Annotated in this window: 19 protein-coding genes and 1 pseudogene; 8 read left to right on the top strand and 12 right to left on the bottom strand. The window is 62.2% G+C overall.

Annotated features, from left to right (window positions below):
• Nucleotides 1–142 precede the first annotated feature (142 nt).
• Together cstA and QLG03_RS19910 are read left to right on the top strand one after the other, a co-directional pair.
• Complete coding sequence (gene cstA / locus QLG03_RS19915; RefSeq protein ID WP_023288789.1) at nucleotides 143–2,248, top strand: pyruvate/proton symporter CstA; 2,106 nt, start codon at nucleotides 143–145, stop codon at nucleotides 2,246–2,248.
• Between the two features lie 60 nt (nucleotides 2,249–2,308).
• Nucleotides 2,309–2,506 carry a YbdD/YjiX family protein gene (locus tag QLG03_RS19910; RefSeq protein ID WP_023288790.1) on the top strand — a complete coding sequence of 66 codons (198 nt, stop codon included), beginning with the start codon at nucleotides 2,309–2,311 and terminating at the stop codon, nucleotides 2,504–2,506.
• On the opposite strand, the gene QLG03_RS19905 is transcribed toward QLG03_RS19910, so the two are convergent.
• The 4 genes and pseudogenes from QLG03_RS19905 to QLG03_RS19890 form a co-directional block, all read right to left on the bottom strand.
• Nucleotides 2,503–2,907 (bottom strand): helix-turn-helix transcriptional regulator, encoded by a 405-nt coding sequence (locus QLG03_RS19905; protein ID WP_072421327.1) that lies wholly within the window; start codon nucleotides 2,905–2,907, stop codon nucleotides 2,503–2,505. The two genes, QLG03_RS19910 and QLG03_RS19905, sit on opposite strands and share 4 nt — an antisense overlap.
• Nucleotides 2,882–3,014: pseudogene (locus QLG03_RS19900) on the bottom strand (hypothetical protein). The gene QLG03_RS19905 and the pseudogene QLG03_RS19900 overlap by 26 nt, the downstream one beginning before the upstream one ends.
• Before the next feature lie 183 nt (nucleotides 3,015–3,197).
• The gene (locus QLG03_RS19895) at nucleotides 3,198–3,941 is read right to left on the bottom strand and encodes a 3-oxoacyl-ACP reductase family protein (protein ID WP_233672773.1); all 744 of its coding nucleotides are present in this window, start codon (nucleotides 3,939–3,941) and stop codon (nucleotides 3,198–3,200) included.
• A 57-nt stretch (nucleotides 3,942–3,998) separates the two neighbouring features.
• Nucleotides 3,999–5,087 (bottom strand): oxidoreductase, encoded by a 1,089-nt coding sequence (locus QLG03_RS19890; protein WP_132134049.1) that lies wholly within the window; start codon nucleotides 5,085–5,087, stop codon nucleotides 3,999–4,001.
• Between the two features lie 163 nt (nucleotides 5,088–5,250).
• Here QLG03_RS19890 and QLG03_RS19885 point away from each other — a divergent pair, with 163 nt between their 5' ends.
• The 4 genes from QLG03_RS19885 (at nucleotide 5,251) to QLG03_RS19870 (ending at nucleotide 10,192) form a co-directional block, all read left to right on the top strand.
• On the top strand, nucleotides 5,251–6,753 hold the full coding sequence (locus tag QLG03_RS19885) for a sugar ABC transporter ATP-binding protein (RefSeq protein WP_060589606.1): 1,503 nt from the start codon (nucleotides 5,251–5,253) through the stop codon (nucleotides 6,751–6,753).
• A complete protein-coding gene (locus QLG03_RS19880) occupies nucleotides 6,750–7,748 on the top strand; it encodes an ABC transporter permease (RefSeq protein ID WP_032455088.1) in 999 nt (332 codons plus the stop codon). Before QLG03_RS19885 ends, QLG03_RS19880 begins: the two co-directional genes overlap by 4 nt.
• Nucleotides 7,749–7,768: 20 nt before the next feature.
• Entirely contained in the window at nucleotides 7,769–8,833 is a 1,065-nt protein-coding gene (locus QLG03_RS19875) for a sugar ABC transporter substrate-binding protein (protein WP_032455089.1), read from the top strand.
• Between the two features lie 117 nt (nucleotides 8,834–8,950).
• Nucleotides 8,951–10,192 carry an LVIVD repeat-containing protein gene (locus QLG03_RS19870; RefSeq protein ID WP_233672776.1) on the top strand — a complete coding sequence of 414 codons (1,242 nt, stop codon included), beginning with the start codon at nucleotides 8,951–8,953 and terminating at the stop codon, nucleotides 10,190–10,192.
• A gap of 262 nt (nucleotides 10,193–10,454) precedes the next feature.
• On the opposite strand, the gene mtnK is transcribed toward QLG03_RS19870, so the two are convergent.
• Nucleotides 10,455–11,654, bottom strand: a complete 1,200-nt coding sequence (gene mtnK / locus QLG03_RS19865) for an S-methyl-5-thioribose kinase (protein WP_023288798.1) — start codon at nucleotides 11,652–11,654, stop codon at nucleotides 10,455–10,457.
• Nucleotides 11,655–11,755: 101 nt separating this feature from the next.
• Here mtnK and mtnA point away from each other — a divergent pair, with 101 nt between their 5' ends.
• Nucleotides 11,756–12,784, top strand: coding sequence for an S-methyl-5-thioribose-1-phosphate isomerase (mtnA, locus tag QLG03_RS19860; protein ID WP_023288799.1), 1,029 nt, complete (start codon nucleotides 11,756–11,758; stop codon nucleotides 12,782–12,784).
• A 59-nt stretch (nucleotides 12,785–12,843) separates the two neighbouring features.
• On the opposite strand, the gene QLG03_RS19855 is transcribed toward mtnA, so the two are convergent.
• The 7 genes from QLG03_RS19855 to codB form a co-directional block, all read right to left on the bottom strand.
• Nucleotides 12,844–14,112, bottom strand: coding sequence for a histidine phosphatase family protein (locus QLG03_RS19855; RefSeq protein ID WP_132134043.1), 1,269 nt, complete (start codon nucleotides 14,110–14,112; stop codon nucleotides 12,844–12,846).
• A 26-nt stretch (nucleotides 14,113–14,138) separates the two neighbouring features.
• Nucleotides 14,139–15,497, bottom strand: a complete 1,359-nt coding sequence (locus tag QLG03_RS19850; RefSeq protein WP_044521583.1) for an MFS transporter — start codon at nucleotides 15,495–15,497, stop codon at nucleotides 14,139–14,141.
• A gap of 110 nt (nucleotides 15,498–15,607) precedes the next feature.
• Entirely contained in the window at nucleotides 15,608–16,417 is an 810-nt protein-coding gene (locus QLG03_RS19845) for an inositol monophosphatase (protein ID WP_023288802.1), read from the bottom strand.
• Between the two features lie 121 nt (nucleotides 16,418–16,538).
• Nucleotides 16,539–17,495: a LacI family DNA-binding transcriptional regulator gene (locus tag QLG03_RS19840; protein ID WP_255988524.1), complete on the bottom strand. Its 957-nt coding sequence runs from the start codon at nucleotides 17,493–17,495 to the stop codon at nucleotides 16,539–16,541.
• A gap of 145 nt (nucleotides 17,496–17,640) precedes the next feature.
• Nucleotides 17,641–18,879 (bottom strand): cytosine deaminase, encoded by a 1,239-nt coding sequence (gene codA / locus QLG03_RS19835; RefSeq protein WP_023288804.1) that lies wholly within the window; start codon nucleotides 18,877–18,879, stop codon nucleotides 17,641–17,643.
• A complete protein-coding gene (locus QLG03_RS19830) occupies nucleotides 18,876–20,111 on the bottom strand; it encodes a PucR family transcriptional regulator ligand-binding domain-containing protein (protein WP_023288805.1) in 1,236 nt (411 codons plus the stop codon). Before QLG03_RS19830 ends, codA begins: the two co-directional genes overlap by 4 nt.
• A complete protein-coding gene (gene codB, locus QLG03_RS19825; protein ID WP_032455098.1) occupies nucleotides 20,108–21,370 on the bottom strand; it encodes a cytosine permease in 1,263 nt (420 codons plus the stop codon). Before codB ends, QLG03_RS19830 begins: the two co-directional genes overlap by 4 nt.
• 452 nt (nucleotides 21,371–21,822) lie before the next feature.
• Here codB and QLG03_RS19820 point away from each other — a divergent pair, with 452 nt between their 5' ends.
• A complete protein-coding gene (locus QLG03_RS19820; RefSeq protein ID WP_147734044.1) occupies nucleotides 21,823–22,431 on the top strand; it encodes a methylthioribulose 1-phosphate dehydratase in 609 nt (202 codons plus the stop codon).
• Nucleotides 22,432–22,434 lie beyond the last annotated feature (3 nt).

Below are 22,434 nucleotides of genomic sequence, written 5' to 3'. Positions count from 1 at the left end.
TGCCTTAAGTGATCTCGCTAGCAATGTGAGACAAATCTCTGTGGGTGGACGGCATCTGCGCTGTTTCGATGTTGTTAAATTCTGCGTTGTGTTCTAGAAACAAACTGTAACATCCTGATTACCCTACCGGTGGACCACAACAATGAATAATTCAGGGAAATACCTTATCTGGGCACTGCTCTCCGTGATCGGAGCCTTTGCCCTCGGCTACATTGCTTTAAACCGGGGTGAGCAGATCAACGCGCTGTGGATTGTCGTCGCGGCAGTCTGCGTTTATCTGATCGCGTATCGTTTTTACGGCCTGTATATCGCCAAAACCGTGCTCGGCGTCGACCCGACGCGCATGACGCCCGCGGTGCGGCATAACGATGGCCTCGACTATGTCCCGACTGACAAAAAAGTGCTGTTCGGTCACCATTTTGCCGCCATCGCCGGCGCGGGGCCGCTGGTGGGTCCGGTGCTCGCCGCGCAGATGGGCTATCTGCCGGGGATGATCTGGATCCTCGCCGGCGTAGTGCTGGCCGGGGCGGTGCAGGACTTTATGGTGCTGTTCGTTTCCACCCGTCGCGACGGCCGTTCGCTGGGCGAGCTGGTGAAAGAGGAGATGGGGGCGACCGCCGGGGTGATTGCCCTGGTGGCGACCTTTATGATCATGGTGATCATCCTCGCGGTGCTGGCGATGATCGTGGTGAAAGCGCTGACCCACAGCCCGTGGGGAACCTATACCGTGGCCTTTACCATTCCGCTGGCGCTGTTTATGGGGATCTATATTCGCTATCTGCGCCCGGGGCGCATTGGCGAAGTGTCGGTGATTGGGCTGGTATTGCTGGTGTTCGCCATTATCTCCGGCGGCTGGGTAGCGGAAAGCCCGACCTGGGCGCCGTTCTTTGACTTTACCGGCGTCCAGCTCACCTGGATGCTGGTGGGCTACGGCTTTGTCGCCGCGGTGCTGCCGGTCTGGCTGCTGCTCGCCCCGCGCGACTACCTCTCCACCTTCCTGAAAATCGGCACTATCGTCGGTTTGGCGATCGGCATTCTGATTATGCGTCCGACCCTGACCATGCCGGCGCTGACCAAATTTATCGACGGTACTGGCCCGGTATGGACTGGCAACCTGTTCCCGTTCCTGTTTATCACCATCGCTTGCGGCGCGGTGTCGGGCTTCCACGCCCTGATTGCCTCCGGTACCACGCCGAAGATGCTGGCGAATGAAAATCAGGCCTGCTTTATCGGCTACGGCGGCATGCTGATGGAATCCTTCGTGGCGATTATGGCGCTGGTGGCCGCCTGTATCATTGACCCGGGCGTCTACTTCGCGATGAACAGCCCGATGGCGGTGCTGGCGCCGGCGGGAACCACCGATGTGGTGGCGTCGGCGGCGCAGGTGGTGAGCGGTTGGGGCTTTGCGATTACCCCGGAAACGTTGACGCATATCGCGAATGAGGTGGGCGAGCAGTCCATCATCTCCCGCGCCGGCGGGGCGCCTACGCTGGCGGTGGGCATGGCCTACATTCTCCACGGCGCGCTGGGCGGGTTGATGGACGTCTCGTTCTGGTACCACTTCGCCATTCTGTTTGAAGCGCTGTTTATCCTGACGGCGGTGGATGCCGGCACCCGTGCGGCGCGCTTTATGCTGCAGGATCTGCTGGGGGTGATCTCCCCGAACCTGAAGCGTACTGACTCGTTACCGGCTAACCTGCTGGCGACGGCGCTGTGCGTGCTGGCGTGGGGCTACTTCCTCCATCAGGGAGTGGTCGATCCGCTGGGCGGCATTAACACCCTGTGGCCGCTGTTCGGTATCGCCAACCAGATGCTGGCGGGGATGGCGCTGATGCTCTGCGCAGTGGTGCTGTTCAAGATGAAACGTCAGCGCTATGCGTGGGTGGCGCTGGTGCCGACGGCCTGGCTGCTGATCTGTACCCTCACCGCCGGCTGGCAGAAGGCCTTCAGCCCGGACAATAAAGTGGGCTTCCTGGCGATTGCCAACAAGTTCCAGGCGATGATCGACAGCGGCAAAATCCCGGCGCAGTACACCGAGTCGCAGCTGGCGCAGCTGGTGTTTAACAACCGTCTCGATGCCGGGCTGACCATCTTCTTTATGATCGTGGTGGTGGTGCTGGCGCTGTTCTCGATAAAAACCGCGCTGGCGGCGCTGAAAGAGAATAAACCGACGGCGAAAGAGACACCGTATGAGCCAATGCCTGAAAACCTGGACGCGATAGTGACCCAGGCGAAAGGGGCGCATTAACCTGTGTGCCGGGTGGCGGCTTCGCCTTACCCGGCGTACTTTTTCTGTGAGATCAGAATTATGTTCGACACCCTTTCCAAAGCAGGTAAGTACCTGGGCCAGGCCGCCAAAATGATGATTGGCGTGCCGGATTACGACAACTACGTCGAGCACATGCGCGTCAACCATCCGGATCAGACGCCAATGACCTACGAAGCATTTTTCCGCGAACGCCAGGACGCCCGCTACGGCGGCAAGGGCGGGGCGAAGTGCTGTTAACCCTCTTTCGGCAGATAGAGGCTGATCTGCTCCTGCTTACAGCCGTAGAGCGCCGCCAGCTTCTCGCGGGTGCGCTTCTGCGGACGGGAGTCCAGCGCTTCCAGCTGTGACACGGCGGACTGGCTGATGCCGAGCTTTTCGGCGACCTCCTGCTGGGACATCCCGCGCAGGATGCGCCACGCAGCCTGCAGGCTGACGTTTTCTTTATGCATCACGTCGCATACTTGGCCTGGCAGCATGACGTTATCATAGATGTCTGATTCATAAGGAATATCTTCCCAGTCGCTTTCATCCTCGTCGTCGTACTCCAGCAGAGCCAGGCGCATACGAAAGTAATCACTGTAAGGAATGACGACATACTGATCTTTTCCTTCTTCATCCTTGATGTACTGAATAGTCATATTCGGCATGCTCCTCATGCAGGTAGGTGGTGGTGGTTCGGCGTTCAACCGCCACTATCGATTTTAGAAAATGGCTTATCTGCCGTTTTTGACCAGACAATCTTCATCCGTACCTCCACTGTACGACCACACAAAATATAAGGAAATAATAAGACTATTAGATAAATTCCGAATTTCTTATGGGGTAGGGTAGAGCGGAGAAAAAACGCAGGTAAGCGGCAAAACGCAACCCGTCGAGGCGGCTCGAAAAGGCCTCTGCCGGGCGACAGAGGCTTGCAGAAAATGTGCGATCAGGCGTTCAAACCGCCATCCACGTCCAGCCCGGTGCCGGAGATCTGCCCGGCGGCCGGGCTGGCGAGGAAGGTGACCGCCGCGGCGATGTCTTCCGGCTGGCCGTAGTGACCTAACGCAATAAGTTGACGCTGGGCATCGGCCTGCTCGCCGTTTTCCGGGTTCATATCGCTGTTGGTCGGGCCGGGATGGACGAGGTTAACGGTGATCCCGCGGGGGCCTAAATCGCGCGCCAGGCCGCGGGTAAGGGAGTTGAGGGCGGACTTGGTCATCGAGTAAACCGCGATGCCCGGCTGCGCCACGCGGTTAGCCAGACAGCTGCCGATGTTGATGATGCGCCCGCCGTCTGACATATGCACCAGCGCCTCCTGGATGGCGATAACCACCCCACGAATATTGACGTTGATAAGCGCGTCGATGTCCGCCAGCGTCATGGACTCCAGCGGGCCGCCGCGCGCGATCCCGGCGTTGTTGACCAGAATGTCCAGCCCGCCGAGGGAACGCGCCGCATGGGTGACGGCATCCTGAATCGCCTGCGCGCTGGCGCTGTCGGCCTGCACCGCTTCACCGTGCCGGCCCAGCGCTTTTATTTCATCGGCGACCGCCTGGGCTTTATCGGCCGATTTTTCATACGTAATAACCACATCGGCGCCGGCGCGCGCCAGCGACAGGGCGATAGCCCGACCCAACCCACGGCTGGCGCCGGTAACCAGCGCCTTCTTACCTGTTAAATCGATCTGCATGATGACCTCGTTGCGAGAGTGGTGAGAATCATCATTAGGTATAGACGGTCGGGGTGATTAACGGCTGAAGTATTCCACCTTCTCAAACGCCGCGCGCAGAACCTCAGGGGTTAACGTCACCGGTAAATAGTGAATCGACTCGCCCGGGCGCAGGGTATGGGCAATGACCCGGTCAAGCTCTGCGCGGTTATTGATATCGACCTCCAGCGCCGCCAGCGTCGCCGGCAGGTTAAAGCGCTGCCAGGCCTGCACCAGCTGCGCCAGGACCTCATCCTGACCGAGCAGGGCGCTTTGCACCAGAATGCCGTAGGCCACCTTGGTGCCGTGGAGGAATTTATCCGTCTGCGGCAGCACCGTCAGCCCGTTATGCACCGCGTGGGCGGCGGCGACCCGGGTGTAACGTTCCCCCAGCCCGCCAACCATCCCGCCGCCGGCGATAACCGCATCCACCACATCGCGAAACGCCTGGCTCAGCTCGCCGCGGCGCTGGTCCGCCAGCGCCGTTTCGCTGCTGGCCAGCAGCACGTCGCGGATCGCCAGCGCGCCGTTAATCCCCAGCCGCACGGTGAGCGGCAGCGCCTCCGGCTGCGGCGCCAGCACCACTGCCTCGTACCATTTGGCTAAGGTGTCGCCAATGCCCGCCAGCAGGTACTCCGCCGGGGCGTTGAGAATGATGCGCGGCTCGACCAGCACCAGGAAATTCGCGTCATCGAAGATCTCAAAATTCAGGGCCTGTCCGGCGTCGCTGTACCACACCGACAGCGGCGTCCATGCCGCGCAGGTGGCGGCGATGGTCGGGATGGCCACCAGCGGAACCCCCAGGCGGCGGGCCAGCACTTTCGCGCTGTCGAGCAGCGCGCCGCCGCCTACGCCAATCACTACCGCCCGATCGTCACCTGAGGCCTGCGCCAGCGCCGCCACATCGCGTTCGCTGCAGTGGCCGGTAAAGCGGATCTTTTTTGCCTCCGGCAGGTGGAAGGCCGCCGGCAGAAAAGGTTCGGCGCCGGCCAGGGCGCGCTCGCCATAGACCCACACCGCCCGCGATAGCTGGTCGGCGTTAAAAAAATCGCTTAGCCGCTGAAGGCTGCCAGGGTGGGAGAAATAGTTGGCCGGGCCGGGCACGACGCGGATCTCGCTGTTGCTCATGAAAGCTGTCCTTATAGGTGTTGGGCTAACCTGATGTTATGTCTGGACATCCAGATGGCTAATATTATTTCGTTGTATCTTATGCTTTTTACGCAGTTGTCAGCCAGCGGCGGCTATGAAAAATTCGTTAAATCAGAAGATTAATTGCCGCACGGGAGCAGTGATGAGCGCGAATCGCCTTGAGATGCATAACATTAGCCTGGCCTTCTCCGGCTTTCAGGCGCTGAACAAGGTAGCCTTCACCCTTCATGGCGGGTCGGTGCATGCCCTGACCGGCGCCAACGGCGCGGGTAAGTCGACGCTGATGGCGGTACTGTGCGGCACCCACGCCCATTATCAGGGCGAAGTGACGATCAATAACCAGCCGGTCACCATTCGTTCGCCGCGGGATGCCAAACAGCTGGGGATCCACCTGGTGCAGCAGGAGGTGGACGTGGCGCTGGTGCCGGGCCTGAGCATTGCCGAAAACATCATGCTGGACAGGCTGGCGGAGCCGGGGACGACCTTCCGCTGGTCGCGGGTTCGGCAGCTGGCGCGCGAGGCGCTGGCGCAGCTGGACGTGGCGCTGGACGTCAGGCGCTCTATTGACAGCTGCACGCTCGCCGAAAAACAGCAGATCCTGCTGGCCCGCGCCCTGTCGCACCATTGCCGCTTTCTGATCCTCGATGAACCCACCGCGCCGCTGGATCAGCATGAAAGCGAACGCCTGTTTGCGGTGGTACGCCGTCTGCAGCAGCAGGGGATCGGGGTGGTGTTTATTTCGCACCGCATCCACGAGCTGAAGGCGATCTGCGACACCCTGACGGTGCTGCGCGACGGGCGTCTGATTGAGAGCGGCCCGATGGCGCCGCTGAGCGGGGAACAGATTGTCGAAAAGATGCTGGGCCACGAGCTGAGCGATATCTTCCCGCCGCCGCGTCCGCCGCACGGTGAAGACGTGCTGCTGCAGGTGGAAGGGCTGCACGATGAGGCGCTGCTGCAGGATATCTCGCTGCGCCTGCGTAAGGGGGAAATTCTGGGGATCGCCGGGCTGGCCGGGGCGGGCAAAACCGAGCTGTGCAAAGCGCTGTTCGGCGCCAGCAAAAGCCGGGTGCAGCGCGGCGAGCTGAACGGCCAGCCGTGGCGGCCGCGGGATCCCGCCGACTCGGTGGGGCGCGGCCTGGCGCTGGTCCCGGAGGAGCGGCGCAAAGAGGGCATTTTCATCGAAGAGCCGATCGCGATGAACCTGGCGGTCAGCGCCGATAACCACTTTTCGCGCTGGAGCCTGTTCGGCCATCGCCAGGCCTGGCGCTGGGCGGAGGAGGTGATAGCCCGCCTCGGCGTGCGCGCCACCGGTCCCGGTCAGACGCTGCGCCGTCTGTCCGGCGGCAATCAGCAGAAGGTGGCCATTGGCAAATGGTTGCGCGGCGATGCCAACGTTTTGATTTTTGACGAACCGACCAAAGGGGTCGATGTGAAAGCGAAAACCGATCTGTTCATGCTGATCGATGGTCTGGCGCGGGAAGGCAAAGGGGTGATTTATGCCTCGGGTGAATTCGCCGAGCTGGTCGGTTTATGCGACCGCATCTGCGTACTATGGGACGGACGGATCGTGGCGGAGATCCCCGGCGCGGAAGCCCGGGAAGAGACACTGCTTTATTATTCAACCGGAGGAGCGGCAGCGTGAGCAAGGCCCTGGCAGTGAACGCGACGGTATCGGGCCGTCAGCGATTTTTTGATTTTCTCTATAAGTGGGGCATGTTGCTGACCGTGGTGCTGCTGGTGGCGGTCTTTGGCTTCGCCTCGGACAACTTCCTTGACCCGTTCAACATCATCAACATTCTGCGCTCGATAGCCATCGTGACGGTGATTGCCATTGGGGTGTCGATTTCCCTCACCATCGGTGGCTTCGATCTGTCCGTCGGATCGACGGCGTCGCTGGCCAACGCCCTGGTGATCTCCCTGTTTGTCTGGCACGGCCTGGGGACCACCGAAGCCATTCTGATCACCCTCGCGCTCTGCACCCTGGTGGGGTTGTTTAACGCCTTTCTGATCGTGGTGCTGCGCATCCCCGACATGCTCGCCACCCTGGCCAGCCTGTTTGTGATTCAGGGGGTGGCAATGACATACAGCTACGGCGGGTCGATTACCGAAAACATGGTGCTGCCGAGCGGCGAGATGGCAGAAGGCACCATCCCGGCGGCGTTTGGCGCGCTGGGCCAGGTGCCGACCATCGTCATCATCATGCTGGTGGTGACGCTGGTCGCCCAGCTGGCGCTGTCGTTCACCACCCACGGCCGGCGGATGTACGCCATCGGCGGCAACCCGGAGGCGGCGCGGCTCTCCGGCCTGCGGATCACGCGTTATAAAGTGGCGGCGTACGTGATTGCCTCGCTGCTGGCCGGGCTCGGCGGCATTCTGCTGGCCTCGCGTATCGGATCGTCGCAGGTTAACGCCGGCGGCGGCTATCTGATGGACGCGGTGGCGGCGGCCTGGATCGGCTTTTCGCTGGCCGGTTCCGGCAAGCCGAACGCCCTGGGGACGCTGGTGGGGGCGGTGATCCTCGGCGTGCTCTCCAACGGGCTGGTGATGCTCTCGGTGCCGTATTACGCGATGGACATTATTAAAGGGCTGGTACTGGCTGGCGCGCTGGCACTGACCTATTTTCAGCGCCGTACTTAACATTTTACAGGGTAAACCGCATGAAAAAGATCGCACTCTCTCTCATTACGCTGGGTCTGCTGCAGTCGACGGCGGCGCTGGCCACCGCCCCGACGCCGGTGCCGGCGGCCATTGCCGAACACAATGGCCCGATCCGCATTGCAGTGATCCGCAACCTGGGGTCTGACGATAACACCACCCAGTTTGTCGCCGGGGCGCTGCAGGAAGGCAAAAAGCTCGGTTTCAAAATCAGCACCTTCCTGAGCAACGGCGATGACGCCAAATTCCAGGACTTCGTCAACCAGGCGATCAGCCAGAAATACGACGGCATTATTCTCTCCCAGGGGCGTGACCCCTATTCGACGGCCCTGGTGAAGAAGGCGGTGGACGCCGGGATCAAAGTGGCGGTGTTCGATACCGCGGTGAGCGGCGAGATCCCCGGCGTGACGGTCAGCCAGCAGGATGACGCCTCACTGACCGATCTCTCCTTTGGCCAGCTGGTGAAAGACTTCAACGGCAAAGCCAACATCGTCAAGCTGTGGGTGGCGGGTTTCCCGCCAATGGAGCGCCGTCAGGCGGCTTACCAGACACTGCTGAAGCAAAACCCGGGGATTAAAGAGCTGGAGTCGATCGGCGCCGTTTCGTCCGATGTGCAGGGAGATACCGCTAACAAGGTGGGGGCGATCCTCGCCAAATATCCGAAAGGGAAAATCGACGCTATCTGGGGCACCTGGGATGCCTTTAGCCAGGGGGCCTATAAGGCGCTGAAAGAGAACGGCCGCACCGAGATCAAACTCTACAGTATTGATATTTCCAACCAGGATCTGCAGCTGATGCGCGAAGCCGGCAGCCCGTGGAAGGTGAGCGTGGCGGTGGATCCGAAGCTTATCGGCGCGACCAACGTGCGGCTGATCGCCAATAAGATCGCCGGCGAGCCGACGCCGGCCACCTACGACTTCAAGGCGGCGGCGATCCCGCAGGCGCTGCTGGCGGCCCAGCCGGGGGCGGTGAACGTGGCCACGCTGGGGAAAATCATTCCGGGCTGGGGCCAGACGGAAGACTTTATCGCGCCGTGGTTTGCGACGCTGGAAGCGAAAAACAAATAAAACGAAGCCGGGTGGCGGCGGGGGCGGCCTGTTGCCCTTTCCCACAGGGAGAGGGGGAAAACCAACAGCGCCCTTAGGCCCGGTAAGCGCAGCGCCACCGGGCGAAAGGAATTCCCTATGTCAGCATTACCTTCCCCAGAATACAGCCGCAATATGCGGCTGATCGGCCATAGCGACCAGGGCGGTCGTCCGGACGGCGTCCAGCTGATGGTGCATCGCGGATTCGCCTATATTGGCCATATGGTGTCGCAGGGTTTTTCCGTGGTCGATGTTCGCGATCCGACCCGGCCCACCACGGTCAACTATATTGCCGCGCCGCCGGGCACCTGGAACGTGCACCTCCAGACGCATGACGATCTGCTGCTGGTGATCAACGCCCGGGATCTGTTTGCCGATGCCCGTTTTGCCGATGAGAAGGTGTACTACACCCGCTCGGTGGGTGACACGGTCAGCGATGTGCAGGACAACGGCTGGAGCGCCGGGCTGCGCGTGTTTGATATCTCCACGCCGGATAAGCCGTGTGAAATTGGCTTTCTGTCGCTGAGCGGTATCGGCATTCACCGCATCTGGTACGTCGGCGGCCGCTGGGCGTATGTGTCCGCGCTGATCGACGGTTTTACCGACTACATCTTCCTGACCATCGATCTGGCCGATCCGCGTAAACCGCAGGTTGCCGGGCGCTGGTGGCTGCCGGGGATGCACCAGGCGGGCGGTGAAACACCGGACTGGCCGCAGGGTAAACGCTATGCGCTGCACCACGCCATTATTGCCGGGGATACCGCCTACGGCAGCTGGCGCGACGGCGGCCTGACGCTGCTGGATGTCAAAGACCGTACCCAGCCGACGCTGATCAGCCATCGCAACTGGAGCCCGCCGTTCGGCGGCGGAACGCATACCGCGCTGCCGCTGCCGGATCGCGATCTGCTGGTGGTGCTGGATGAAGCGGTGCTCGACAATCAGGAGGACGGCGAGAAGTTGATCTGGCTGTTTGATATTCGCGAGCCGGCGAACCCGGTGAGTATCTCAACTTTCCCACAGCCTGACGAAATCGACTATGCGGCGAAAGGGGCGCACTTCGGGCCGCATAACCTGCATGAGAACCGGCCGGGGAGCTTTGTCAGCTCAACGCTTATCTTCGCCACCTATCAGAATGCCGGCGTACGGGCGTACGATATTTCCAACCCGTATCGTCCGCTGGAGACCGGGGCGCTGGTGCCGGCTGCTCCTGAGAGGATGATGGATACCCGTCCCGGCCGCCCGCGGGTGATCCAGTCCTGCGATGTGTTTGTCGATGCGCAGGGCATTATCTACAGCACCGATTACAACGGCGGGCTGTCGGTGATTGAGTATCTGGGGTGAGGGCAAGGTAAACGCAAAAAGGCAATGACAATTGCCTTTTTCTGGCTGATGACAAACCTGTTTCGTTATTGTGCTCGCATGTCTGCCGGGTGGCGGCTTTCGCCTTACCCGGCCTACAAAAGACTGCAATATCAAACCGTCATGCGGTTATCTGTAGGCCCGCGCAAGCGCAGCGCCGCCGGGCAATCCCAGAAGAATGCACTTTTTAGGCTTTGCTCCCTCTCCCAGAGGAGAGGGCTGGGGAGAGGGCAACAGGCCGCGCTCAGCTGTACTGGCGCACCCGCGCCAGCAGCTCGTCGACGCTGTCGATACGCTCGGCCAATACGATCAGCGCTTTGCCCAGGGTAATGGCGTGGCGCAGGCACTCATGCCGCATAGCGTCATCCTGGATAGTGTCGATATCCGCGACGTGCGACAGCCCGACGCTGCGGCGGATCAGTTCGCTGCCGCAGAAGCCGACCGCGTCCGCCCAGACCTTTTTCAGAAAGGCGGAGGCGTAGCCGGGGTAAGCCAGCGCCGCGTCGCGGGTTTTCTCCGCCGCCAGCGCCTGGAAGCGCTCGGCAAAGGTGGTCCACAGCTGGTGGATGTCGTTCAGCCGCTGCTCGCGCGCGGCGGCGGCGTCGCGAATGCCGAGCTGGCCCGGCAGGCCGCAGTAGTTCAGCAGCAGGTTGCCGATGGCGGTGCCGATATCGAAGCCGATGGGGCCGAAGTAGCCGAACTCGGCGTCGATGGCCTTCAGGCTGCCTTCGGCAACGAAAATCGACCCGCTGTGGATATCGCCGTGCAGCAGCGCTTCCGCATGGGCAAAGAAACGGTGCTTCAGCGCCGCCACCGCCAGCTTAAGCTGGGCGTCGTCGCGCAGGGCGGCGACATCGGCCTCCAGCTCCGCCGGGTAGTTATTGCGCGCGTGGATCTGATACGGGTCGTTAAAGAACAGATCCTCGGTGATCTCGCACATCGCCGGGTTAATAAACTGCGCCACCTGCGCCTTTTTCTCGTGGGGATGGAGATAGAAATCGCTGGTATGAAACAGCACCTGCGCCAGATAGTCGCCAAGCTGGCGGGCCGCCTGAGGGTAGTAGACGTTAGCGATAAGCTCCCCGCGCCAGATGCGGTGGTCAGAAAGATCTTCCATCACCATCACCGCCAGTTCGGGATCAAAGTGATGGATTTTTACCGTGTGCTGCGGGCTGTGCTGATAGTGGGCGACCAGGGTCTGCGCTTCCAGACGGGCGCGGTCAAGGGTCAGCGGCCAGGATTCGCCGACGCAGCGCACGTAGGGCAGGGCCTGTTTGACGATCGCCCGGCTGACGCCCTGGCGATCGAACACTTTAAACACCAGATTGAGGTTGCCATCGCCCACTTCCTGCGCGCTGACCAGCTCAGATGGGTTGTCGATGCCGGCGAACTGCTGCGCGTAAGCCACGGCGTCGTGGGCGGTGAAGGTATGGTATTGCGACATTGCCTCGATCCTCGAATTCTGATTAAGCCGTTCAGACGTCTATACTTCTGGATTTCATCCTGACACAATGTGATACAACAACGCAACAGGGATTTAACGACATGCAGACATTACAGACCACCAGCCTGCGGGTGAGTGAAAATCAGCTTTTTATTCTCGACCAGCAGGCCTTGCCGCAGGAAAAACGCTGGCTGGCGGCGGATAACGTTGCGCTGCTGGTGGACCATATTCACGCCCTGCGGGTGCGCGGCGCGCCGTTGATTGGCCTGTCCGCCAGCCTGCTGCTGGCCCTGCTGGCCCAGCGCGGCCTGAGCCGGGATGAACTCCAGCAGGCGCTGGAGACGCTGCGCGCGGCGCGGCCGACGGCGGTCAACCTGATGAATAATCTGGATCGCATGAAGCAGGCGCTGGCCCGGGAGGATTACCCGCAGGCGCTGGAAGCGGAAGCCCTGCGTCTGGTCGAAGAAGATAAACAGCTGTGCGACCGCATCGCTGAGGCAGGCAGTGCGCTGGTGAAGCCCGGTAGCCGTCTGCTGACCCACTGCAACACCGGTGGCCTGGCGACCGCCGGGGTGGGGACCGCCCTGGGCGTTATCGCGCTGGCGCACCGGCAGGGAAAGGTGGCCAGCGTGTGGGTCGATGAAACCCGGCCGCTGCTGCAGGGCGGACGTTTAACCGCGTGGGAGCTGGGCGAGCTGGGCGTGCCCTATCAGCTGATCACCGATTCAATGGCCGCCAGCCTGATGGCGCAGGGGCAGGTGGATGCGGTGTGGGTCGGCGCCGACCGTATCGCCGCCAACGGCGATGTGGCGAATAAAATCGGCACCTATTCGCTGGCGGTTTTGGCCCATTACCACCAGATCCCGTTCTACGTCGCTGCGCCGCAGACGACCCTCGACCGCCATTGCCCGAACGGGGCGGCCATCCCCATTGAGCAGCGCGCCGCGGCGGAAGTGACCGGGGTGGCGGGCAGCTTTGGCGCGGTACAGTGGGCGCCGACCGGGGCCGCCGTTTACAATCCGGCGTTCGACGTCACGCCTGCCGGGCTGATTAGCGGCTGGGTGCTGGACAGCGGGGTGGTCACCCCGGCGCAAGTTGCCGCCGGGGCGTTTGCGCCGGACCACGGATAGCGGACCCTGTGCCGGGCCTGGAAAAAACGGTTTCCCGGGCCCGGGCAATCGCCTGGCCGCTACGGCAGGACCATCGCTACCGCCGGGGCGGAGGGCCGGTCGATACGCTGACCCAGCGCGGTGATAGCCGCGTGGAAGGGACACAGCGTACCGACGTCGGTCTGACGGCAGCCCGGCTGACGCCACTCCTGACGCAGCATCGGGTGCTGCGCGTCCGGCGTCTGCAGACGACGCAGGTCGTCGAGGCCTTGCGCCTGGAAATAGACCCGCAGATAGCGTTCCCCGCTCTTCGCGTCGCGCCAGCGCTCAAGCACCAGGCTACTGCCCGGCGGGATATTTCCCCGGCTGTAGCCCGGCAGCTGCCAGCTAAAGTTCATCAGCGTGCGCACCATGGCGATATTGGTGTCATGGGCCACCAGCAGCAGCCAGCGTACGTTCGGATTCGCCTCTGGTTTGACGCCGTCGAGCATGGCGTTGAGCAGCACCGACCCGCGTTTTTGCGCGGTATACAGCACGTCGTTGCTCAGATCGTAGTTTTCCGTTAACAGCGGCAGCAGGGCGGTGATCTGACTGGCCTGGGCGATCTTGCCCCACGCCAGCTGGCTGAGAGGCAGGTTTTCACTCCAGCCGAGACGCAGCGTCTCCACCATATTGGCCATCACGCTCAGTCCGCTAATGGTGGTTTTCCCGCTTTTGCTCTGCTCGACCTGCCACGGGGTGTCGAAGACCGGGCAGGGCTTATCGGCCTGACAAACCGCCTGTTTCAAAAGCTGGATGGCCGGCGCCAGCGCCTGCCGACGCTGCGCCAGATCCCCGGCCTTCTCTTTTACCGCCGCCAGCTGGCGGGCGGGGTCGGTTTGCGTGGCGGCGAATTTGTCGGTCTGAAACAGCGGATCGGCGTCCCCGCTGACGTAATGGATAGCGACGCCGCAGCCGGGGAAGGCGCCATCCACCAGCGCCTGGGCGGTCGCCCGCGTCCGCTGCAGCGGGCTGGCGCGCACGTAAATCGACTCCGCCGTCGGGCATCCCGCCTGCAGCAGGCCAAGCTGGCGATAGTGCTGGCCTTCCTCACGCCCTTTATTGACCACGGCGGCATAGCCATGACCGGTGAGCTCGCCGTCATGGGTGGTCCACTCGGTCCACGGTCGTCCGGTGGCGGCCTCGATGGCTTCCCGGTTGCCGGCCGTCGGCGGACGAATCCCGTGGCGGCTAAGCTCCACCACTTTCTCCAGCTGCCAGTCCGCGGCGGCGGCAGATTGCAGCGCCAGCAGCGGCAGCGCGCAGGCGATAAACAGGCGTAACAGCCCCTGATGTCTTGCAGGCATCATATCTTCTTCCTTAATTCGTTAATCGGTTATGAGGAGAACGAGGTCTGCCGTTCGACGGCATGGCGCCGGGCGACGATGGCGGCAGTGGTAAAACAGAGTAGCGCGGAACCCAGACCGGTACCCACCCAGAACAGCGCCAACGTGCTGAAATCATACAGCGTTTTGCCGTTCTCAAGGATAGCCGTTTTATCAATAATGATCCCGGTGAGAAACTCGCCCAGGCCGGCGCCGGCGTAGCTGGCGATGCCGATGGTGCCGAGCGCGGCCCCCGCCGCTTTGCGCGAGGAGATATCGACGGCGATCAGCCCGCCGAGGAAGCAGGTCAGAGCGCCAATGGTTGCTCCGAAGATAATCATCGCCAGAATATCAGTGTAATAACTGTGCGGCGACCAGAGCATCAGGGCGAAGCCGGCGGTGTTCAGCAGGCTGATAAACCCGGCCATCACGCTGCGGTTGCGCGGGAAAAAGCGGTCGGAGAGCATGCCGGCGATGATGGTCCCGGCGATGCCGGCGATGGCGTTGACGCCGATAATCCCAGAGGCCTCCAGCGTGGAGTAGGCTTTATCCTGCTCCAGAAAGAAGATCCCCCAGGAGTTGACGGCGTAGCGGTCGATGTACATAAAGGCGGAGGCGAGGGCGAGGGTCCACAGCGCCGGGTTGCGCAGCGCCAGCAGCTGGTTTTTAAACACCGAGCCGCGGGCTTCGGCCTCCTCCTGCGGTTCATCGCGGATGACGTTGATGGACGGGAAGCCGCTGCTCTGCGGCGAATCGTGCATGAACAGCACCAGCAGCACCACGCCGGCGGCGCCGAGCGCGGCGGTGGACAGGTAGCCCATCTGCCAGCCAAACCCGGCGATCACCGCGGCGATCACCATATAGGTGACGGCCTCGCCGATATTATGCGCCGTCGACCAGATGCCATAGAAGGTGCCGCGCTCCTTAACGCCGTACCAGCGCGCCAGCGAGACCGCGCAGGGGCCGACGCCCATTGACTGCGCCCAGCCGTTGATCCCCCAGAAGATGGCCAGCAGCAGGGCGTTGGTGGTCATGCCCATCATCAGGTTCATCCCGGCGCTGAGCAATAAACCGAGGCTCATATAGCGCACCACGTTGGCGTGGTCGGCGATAAAGCCGTTGACCAGTTTGCCGATGGCGTAGCTGAAGAACAGGGTGGAGCCGATCATGCCGAGCTCCGTCGGGGTGATCCCCAGCTCCACGAGCGCGCTTTTGGCGACGGTGAACGATAACCGGCAGACGTAAAAGGTGACGTAGGCCAGGGTCATGGCGATAAAGGTTTGCCAGCGCACCCGGCGAAAACGGTGTTCATCAAACGCGGCGCCCGCTTTCGGCGGCGACGCCCGGAAAAAAGCGATAATTCCAGACATAGGTGGTTCTCCGCAGGTCGGAGGCCTGACTGATTGATGTGGTTCGTCCGTGAATGAAGTTATCGTTACTGTGTAGAGTACATAATCAGAAATAGCCTGACCCGTAAGGGTTAATGTAATGGTTGTAGGATCATCTTTTTCAGCTGCGGGTAGAGCGTCTGGCTGGCCAGCAGCAGCGGGTTGCCGCGCTGGATCCCCTCCTGCGCCAGAAAATCGTTGCTGGCGCCGCCCGCTTCGCGCATCAGCACCAGCCCCGGCAGGGCGTCCCATGGGTTCATGTGCGGCTCGTAGTAGCCAATCAACCGGCCTGCCGCCGCCCAGGCGCTCATCAGCGCGCCGGAGCCGTTGCGGATAAACATGCCGCCGTCGCTGAGCAGCGCCTGCAGAAACGGCAGAAAGTCCGCCGGGGTGACGCGATGCGAGGTGCCGACGCCCATCACCCCCTCCCTGACCGTCGTCGCGGGGTGCGGACGGATCGGGGCGTCGTTGAGCCAGGCGCCATGGCCCCGCAGGGCGTGAAACAGCTCGCGATGGTTGGGGTCATAGACCACGCCGATGACCGGTTCGCCGTCGGCGACGATCGCCAGCGACAGGCACCAGGTGTGCAGGCCGTTGAGGAAACAGCTGGTGCCATCGATGGGGTCGACCACCCACAGCACCCGCGCGTCGGACAGGCGGGCGCCGCTCTCTTCGCCGAGAAAGCCATCCTCCGGAAACGCGCTCTGAATGCGCTGTTTCACAAAGGCCTCCACCCGCTTATCGGCCACGCTGACCACATCCTGCAGATCGTCGCCCTTATGGTCGACGGTCAGCGCTTCGCGTTGTTGATAGTATTCAAACGCCAGCTCAGCCCCTGCTTTCGCCAGCTCGCAGGCCAGGCGGTAGCGGGCCTGTAGCGCTTCTGATTCCTGAGATTGCATAGTGACTCCCTATTTTGCACACGTGTGCATTTTGCGTGAAAAAAACAGCCCCGAAGGGCCGAATGAGTGTGGCCGGGTTTCACAGAAGATTCTGTGATCGATCCAGCATAAAATGATTTTTTCATTTCGCACTTTGACGAATAATTAGTTTCACCGGCACTTCGCGATGGCGCGAGGGCAGGCTGAAGCGGGCGATCCGCGTCATCAACAGATCCACCGCGTGGTGGGCCAGCAGGGCGGTATTCTGTTGAACGGTGGTGAGCTGATAGGGGCGCCAGTCCGCCTGCGGGATATCGTCAAAGCCGACGATGGCCGGTAGCGGGGCGGCGGCGGGGGCGTCCCGCAGGCCGTCCAGGGCGCCCAGCGCCAGCATATCGGTGGCGCAGAACAGGGCCTGCACCCCGGGGTTTTCAGCAACTAATTCTCTGGCGGCCTGGTGGCCGGCCTGATAACCGCCGCCGTCGCAGAAGCGGCTGGTTACCGCCATGCCCGACGTCTGAGCGATGAAAGCGTCATAACGCTGGCGGGTGCTGAAGTTCTCGCGATTTTCGCCAATAAAGCCAACCTGCCGCCAGCCTCGACGACTGAACAAGCCCGCCACCAGCTTCGCCCCCTGGGCGTTATCGCTGCACACCCGGTCGCAGCCGGCGAGGTCCGCATGACGGTTGATCAGGGTGACGGGGATCTTGCGCGCCAGGTACTCTTCCGCCAGCGACAGCGGCGGCGCGCCGGAGGTGATGATCACGCCGGCGACGTGGTAGCTCAGCAGCTGTTTAAGCGAAGGGGCGAGCTGCTGCGGATCGTCAGCGTTCATCAGCAGCGGCATAAAGCCGTTGAGCGCCAGCTGATGGACCAGCGGCGCCAGCAGTTTGCTGCGAAACGGGTTGTCGAAACCGGCGGTGACGATGCCGATAAAATTACTGCTGCCGGTGATCATCGTCCGGGCGATGATATTCACCTGATAGCCCAGAGCTTCCGCGGCGCTCAGCACCTTCTGCCGGGTCTTCTCCGACACCGAGGCGCCGGGGGTGAAGGTCCGGGAGACCGCCGAGCGCGAGACGCCGGCCAGTCTGGCCACATCCTCGGCCTTAATCCATTTTTTATCGCTCATCGTCGTTTCGCGCCGTCTGTTTTCCAGGAAGCCGACGCCCGGGCGGGCGTCGGTCACGCACACTGCCTGAAAAGGTATCACAGAAAGGCGCTGACGCGCAGCGCCTTGCGCCTTATGCCGGGTAGCGGATGTGCTCCACCTCACGCTGCAAAATCACCTTACCGTGGCGAATGGAGGTTAGCACCCGCGCCTGGCGGCGGACGGCCTCGTAGTCGTTTTCCGCATCGAGGATCAGCAGGTTAGCCGGGCGGCCTTCGGCGAGGCCGTAGTTATCGCCCAGACAGAGCGCCCGGGCGCTGTTGTCGGTGACGAAGTCGAGGCAGCGCTGCAGATCGTCATAGCCGAGCATATGACAGATGTGCAGTCCGGCATCCAGAATGCGCAGGATATTGCCGTTCCCCAGCGGATACCACGGATCCTGAATCGAGTCCTGAGCAAAGCAGACGTTGATGCCGGCGCGATCCAGCTCCGCCACCCGAGTGACGCCGCGCCGTTTCGGCCAGCTGTCAAACCGGCCCTGCAGATGAATGCTTTCGGTCGGGCAGGAGATAAAGTTGATCCCCGAGGCTTTCAGCAGGCGAAACAGCTTCGAACAGTAGGCGTTGTCATAAGAGCCCATCGCGCAGGTGTGGCTGGCGGTGACCTGCGCCCCCATACCGCGCACCCGGGCCTCTTCCGCCAGCACTTCGAGGAAACGCGACTGCGGATCGTCGATTTCATCGCAGTGGACATCCACCAGGCGGCCATAGCGCTGGGCGAGGTCCATCAAAAACATCACCGAACTGACCCCTTTGTCGCGGGTGTTTTCATAGTGCGGAATGCCGCCCACCACGTCGGCGCCCATCTCGATGGCGCGCGTCATCAGCCCCCGACCGTCGGGGTAGGATTCAATCCCCTCCTGCGGAAAGGCGACAATCTGCAGATCGATGAGATCGGCGGCCTCTTTTTTCACCGCCAGCAGCGCCTGCAGGGCCGACAGCGACGGGTCGGTGACATCCACATGGGTCCGGACGTGCTGGACGCCGAAATCGCGCAGCATGCCGATGGTTTTCAGCGCCCGCTGGCGGGTGTCCTCCGGGGTGATGCTCGCTTTGCGCTGGCTCCAGCGGGTGATGCCTTCAAACAGGGTGCCGCTGCGGTTCCACTCCGGCTCGCCCGCGGTGAGGGTGGCGTCAAGATGAATATGCGGCTCGACGAAGGGGGGGATCGCCAGCCGGCCCTGGGCGTCGATATCGCCGGCGACGGCGGTCTGCATCGCGGTTTGGGCGGTCATGCGCTGAATCAGGCCGTCCTGCAGCTCAAGGGTAAACAGCGCCTCCTGGCGGCGCAGGCGGGCGTTAACAATTTTCATGGTTGGTCCTGTAAATGGTTTTGCGATAAACGCCAGATCACCAGCGCGACCGAGGCGTTGAGATGAAACTGAGGGTGGCTGACCGGGTAGCCGGTCAGTTTTTCAATACGCTGGATGCGCTGATGCAGGGTGTTGCGATGGAGACCCAGCCGGTCGGCGGCCCGCACCACGTTGCCGTTCTCCTGCTGCAGCGTCTCGAGGGTCTCCAGCAGCAGCCACGGCGCTTTACGGCCCGGCTCGATCAGGCAGCCCAGGGTGTCGTGCATAAAATCGTTGAGCAGCGCCGGGTCGCTGACCGCGGACAGCAGTTTGATAAACCCCAGCTGCTGATAGTCGCTGATCCGCTGGGTCGGCCGCAGGGTATCGCAAAGATCCAGCGCCTGTCGCGCCTGCGACAGCGCCCGCGGGTAGCCCTGCAGCTGTCTGACCGGCGCGGAAAGGCCGCAGAGCAGCGACAAACTCTCTTCTCCCTCCGCCAGCGTCTGCAGCCACTGCTGCAGCCACTTTTTCTGCTGAAAGCCTTCCCCCTCCTCATCCGGCAGCAGGAAAAGGAACATGTTGCTGCGCTCCAACAGCGGGAAGGGGTTGCCCTGCTGGTTGAGCTGCAGCTGCAGCTGCTGGCGCACGCTGCGGTGGGCCTGCTGCAGCCAGGCTTCGGCCTGTTCGGGCGGAAACTGGCGAAACAGGCGGGACAGTCCCTCCAGGCGCAGCGCCGCAAGCCGCAGCGGGCGGGTAAAATCGAGCTGCTGGTGGAGGGCGCGCTGGTGGAGCATCTGCAGGTCCGGATAGTCGCCGGTGACCAGCTGCATCAGGATGTCGCGCTGCGACTGCAGGGCGCTTTCGCTGCGGACCAGCGCGGTGCCGACCCGCTCGGTGACAATCACCATCTTCAGCAGGTAGGGCTGCTCGATCAGCGGAATGCCCAGCTCGTCGGCAAGCGCGATCAGCGTGGCGGGAATGGCGTGGATATAGGCCTCGCCGGTGAGGATCACCATCCCGGCGATGCCGCGCTGTTTGCCCTCCATCAGCAGCTGGATCAGGTTGGCTTCATCCCGGGGATGGTTGATGCCAGTGATAAAGACCAGCTCGCCGCCCATGATCCACTCGGCGATATGCTCATTTTCCGCCACGTAGTACCAGCGTACCGCCCGCTGCAGCCCTTGCTTTCCCGCCCGCAGACGCAGGGCGGAGAGTCCCTCAAGGGCCAGCAGTTCGCTGACCGTCAGGCTCATGGCTCCTGCTCCGCGACGGCGGCAGGCTGACGCTTGCTTAGCAGGGTCAGGGCGATATAGACCAGCGCGGAGACGGTGATCCCCACCAGCGGCGCGATCCACGGCGACAGATAAGCCACCACCGCGCCGGCGGCGTAGGCGCCGAGTCCCAGCCAGTTAAAACGCGGCAGGCGGGCGTTCTGCAGCAGGGGATAGCGTCCGCCACGGGCGAACCAGTAGTCGGCGAGGATCACCCCGCCGATGGGCGGGATAATGCTGCCCAGCAGCACGAGGAACGGGATCAGCATTTCGTACATACCGCCAATGGCCAGCACAATGCCCACCCCGGCGGCGGCGAGGGTCAGCGTGCGGCGACGTTCGCTGCGCAGCAGATGGCAGGCGGCGGCGGAGACGTTATAGATGGTGGGGCCCTGGATGGTCAGCAGATTGAGACACAGCATGATCACCGCGGCCACCGACAGCCCCTGCAGGATCAGCACTTCGACGATATCGGCCTGTTGATAGACGATAGCGCACCAGGCGCCGGCGACGATCATCAGCCCGTTGCCGACGAGGAAGCTGCCCATGCTGGCGAGAATGGCGGTACGGCTGGAGTTGGCCAGCCGGGTCCAGTTTGTCGCCTGGGTGGCGCCGCTGGCGAAGGTGCCAAAGACCATGGTGATGGCCGCCGACCAGGTCATGGCGTCGCCTGGCGCAATGCGGGTCATCGCCTGCCAGCCGCCGGCGTGGCGCAGCGCCAGATACATGGAGACCACCAGCAGCACGAACATCAGCGGCACCGACAGGCGCGACAGCGCGTCCAGCCCCTTGTAGCCCACCAGCGCGGTGACGCAGAACAGAATGCCAAACAGCACCATCAGCGGCAGGGTCAGCGCCTCGGGCAGGGCGAGGATCTTCACCAGCGAGATAGCGACCGTGGCCGTCCCCCACGCGTACCAGCCCAGCTCGGCAAAGCCAAGGATAAAATCGGCCAGCTTGCTGCCGATCTCGCCGAAGCAGAAGCGGCCCATCAGCACCGTATTCAGGCCGCTGCGCGCGGCGATCCAGCCCAGCGATGCGGCATACAGGGCCAGCAAGGCGTTGCCGATGACGGCTATCCACAGCAGATTGACGATGGAAAAGGAGACGCCGAGTTTACCGCCGGCGAACATCGTGCCGGTGAAAAAGGTAAAGCTGAATAACACCATGGCGATGGAAAATACGCCTTTGCGTCCGGCGGCGGGCGCTTCGACGAGGGGAAAATCATTGCTGTTTGACATCCTGGAACCTCTGGCTGGTTAGATGGGCGGTGATAGCCGGAAGTAGCAAGAGATGTGCCAGGAAAAACCGGGCACGGGGAATAGCGCGCGGTGTGCAATATGCACAGTTATTGCAGGATGCAGGGGGAGTAATGCCATTTTAGTGTGCATCCTGCCATGTTTTGCACCAGTCGGGGGCAGAGGAGAGCGGCGACGGCATTTCCGGCGCAGGCGGAGAATTTCAGCCAGCAGAATCCGCCAGCGTTTTGGCGCCAGACAGGAGGGAATCGTAGCGGACTCACCGCGGTTGGTTAAATTGCTGTGAATAAAGGTTATTTAATATGCATTTATGATATAACCATTTGTCTTATGTGTGTTTCCTGAAATATTGTTCCCTCCGGTTAGCGGTGTTAGTATCGGGTAAATAGCCATTTAGACGGCTAAATAAATCATCGCTAACCTAAGGAACTGCTATGTGGCAAGAAAGACTCGCGCAACTGGTTACCACCTGTCATTGGATCGGCGCGAAAGGCTGGGCGCCGGCGACCGGCGGCAATATGTCGGTGCGTCAGGATGACACCTGGTGCTGGCTAAGCGAGTCGGGCCGCGACAAAGGCAGCCTGACGACCGAGGATTTCCTGCAGGTGGAGATCGCCACCAACCTGGCCCCTTCCGGACGGAAACCGTCGGCCGAGACCGGCCTGCACACGCTGGTCTATCGCCTGTTCCCGGAGGCCAACGTGGTGCTGCATGTGCATACCGTCAACGCCACCGTGCTGTCGCGCATCGAAAAAAGCGACACGCTGGCGCTGCAGGGGTATGAAATGCAGAAAACCCTCAGCGGGCAGCACAGCCATCTCGACACCGTTCCGGTCGCCATCTTCGATAACGATCAGGATATTGACGCCCTGGCGGCGCGGATTGCCGATTATGCGCAAACCCGCCCGCTGCGCTACGGTTTTCTGCTGCGTGGACATGGCCTGACCTGCTGGGGGAAAGATATTCAGGAGGCCCGCCGACAACTGGAAGGGCTGGAGTTCCTGTTCGAGTGCGAGCTGATGCGCCGCCGCTACGAGCCCTGAGCC

Origin of the sequence: Klebsiella sp. V115_8 (assembly GCF_029967715.1) — a bacterium.
In the GTDB taxonomy this organism is placed as follows: domain Bacteria; phylum Pseudomonadota; class Gammaproteobacteria; order Enterobacterales; family Enterobacteriaceae; genus Klebsiella; species Klebsiella quasipneumoniae.
The sequence above is the reverse complement of the archived record's forward strand: the minus strand, read 5'-3'. Positions and strand labels throughout refer to the sequence as shown.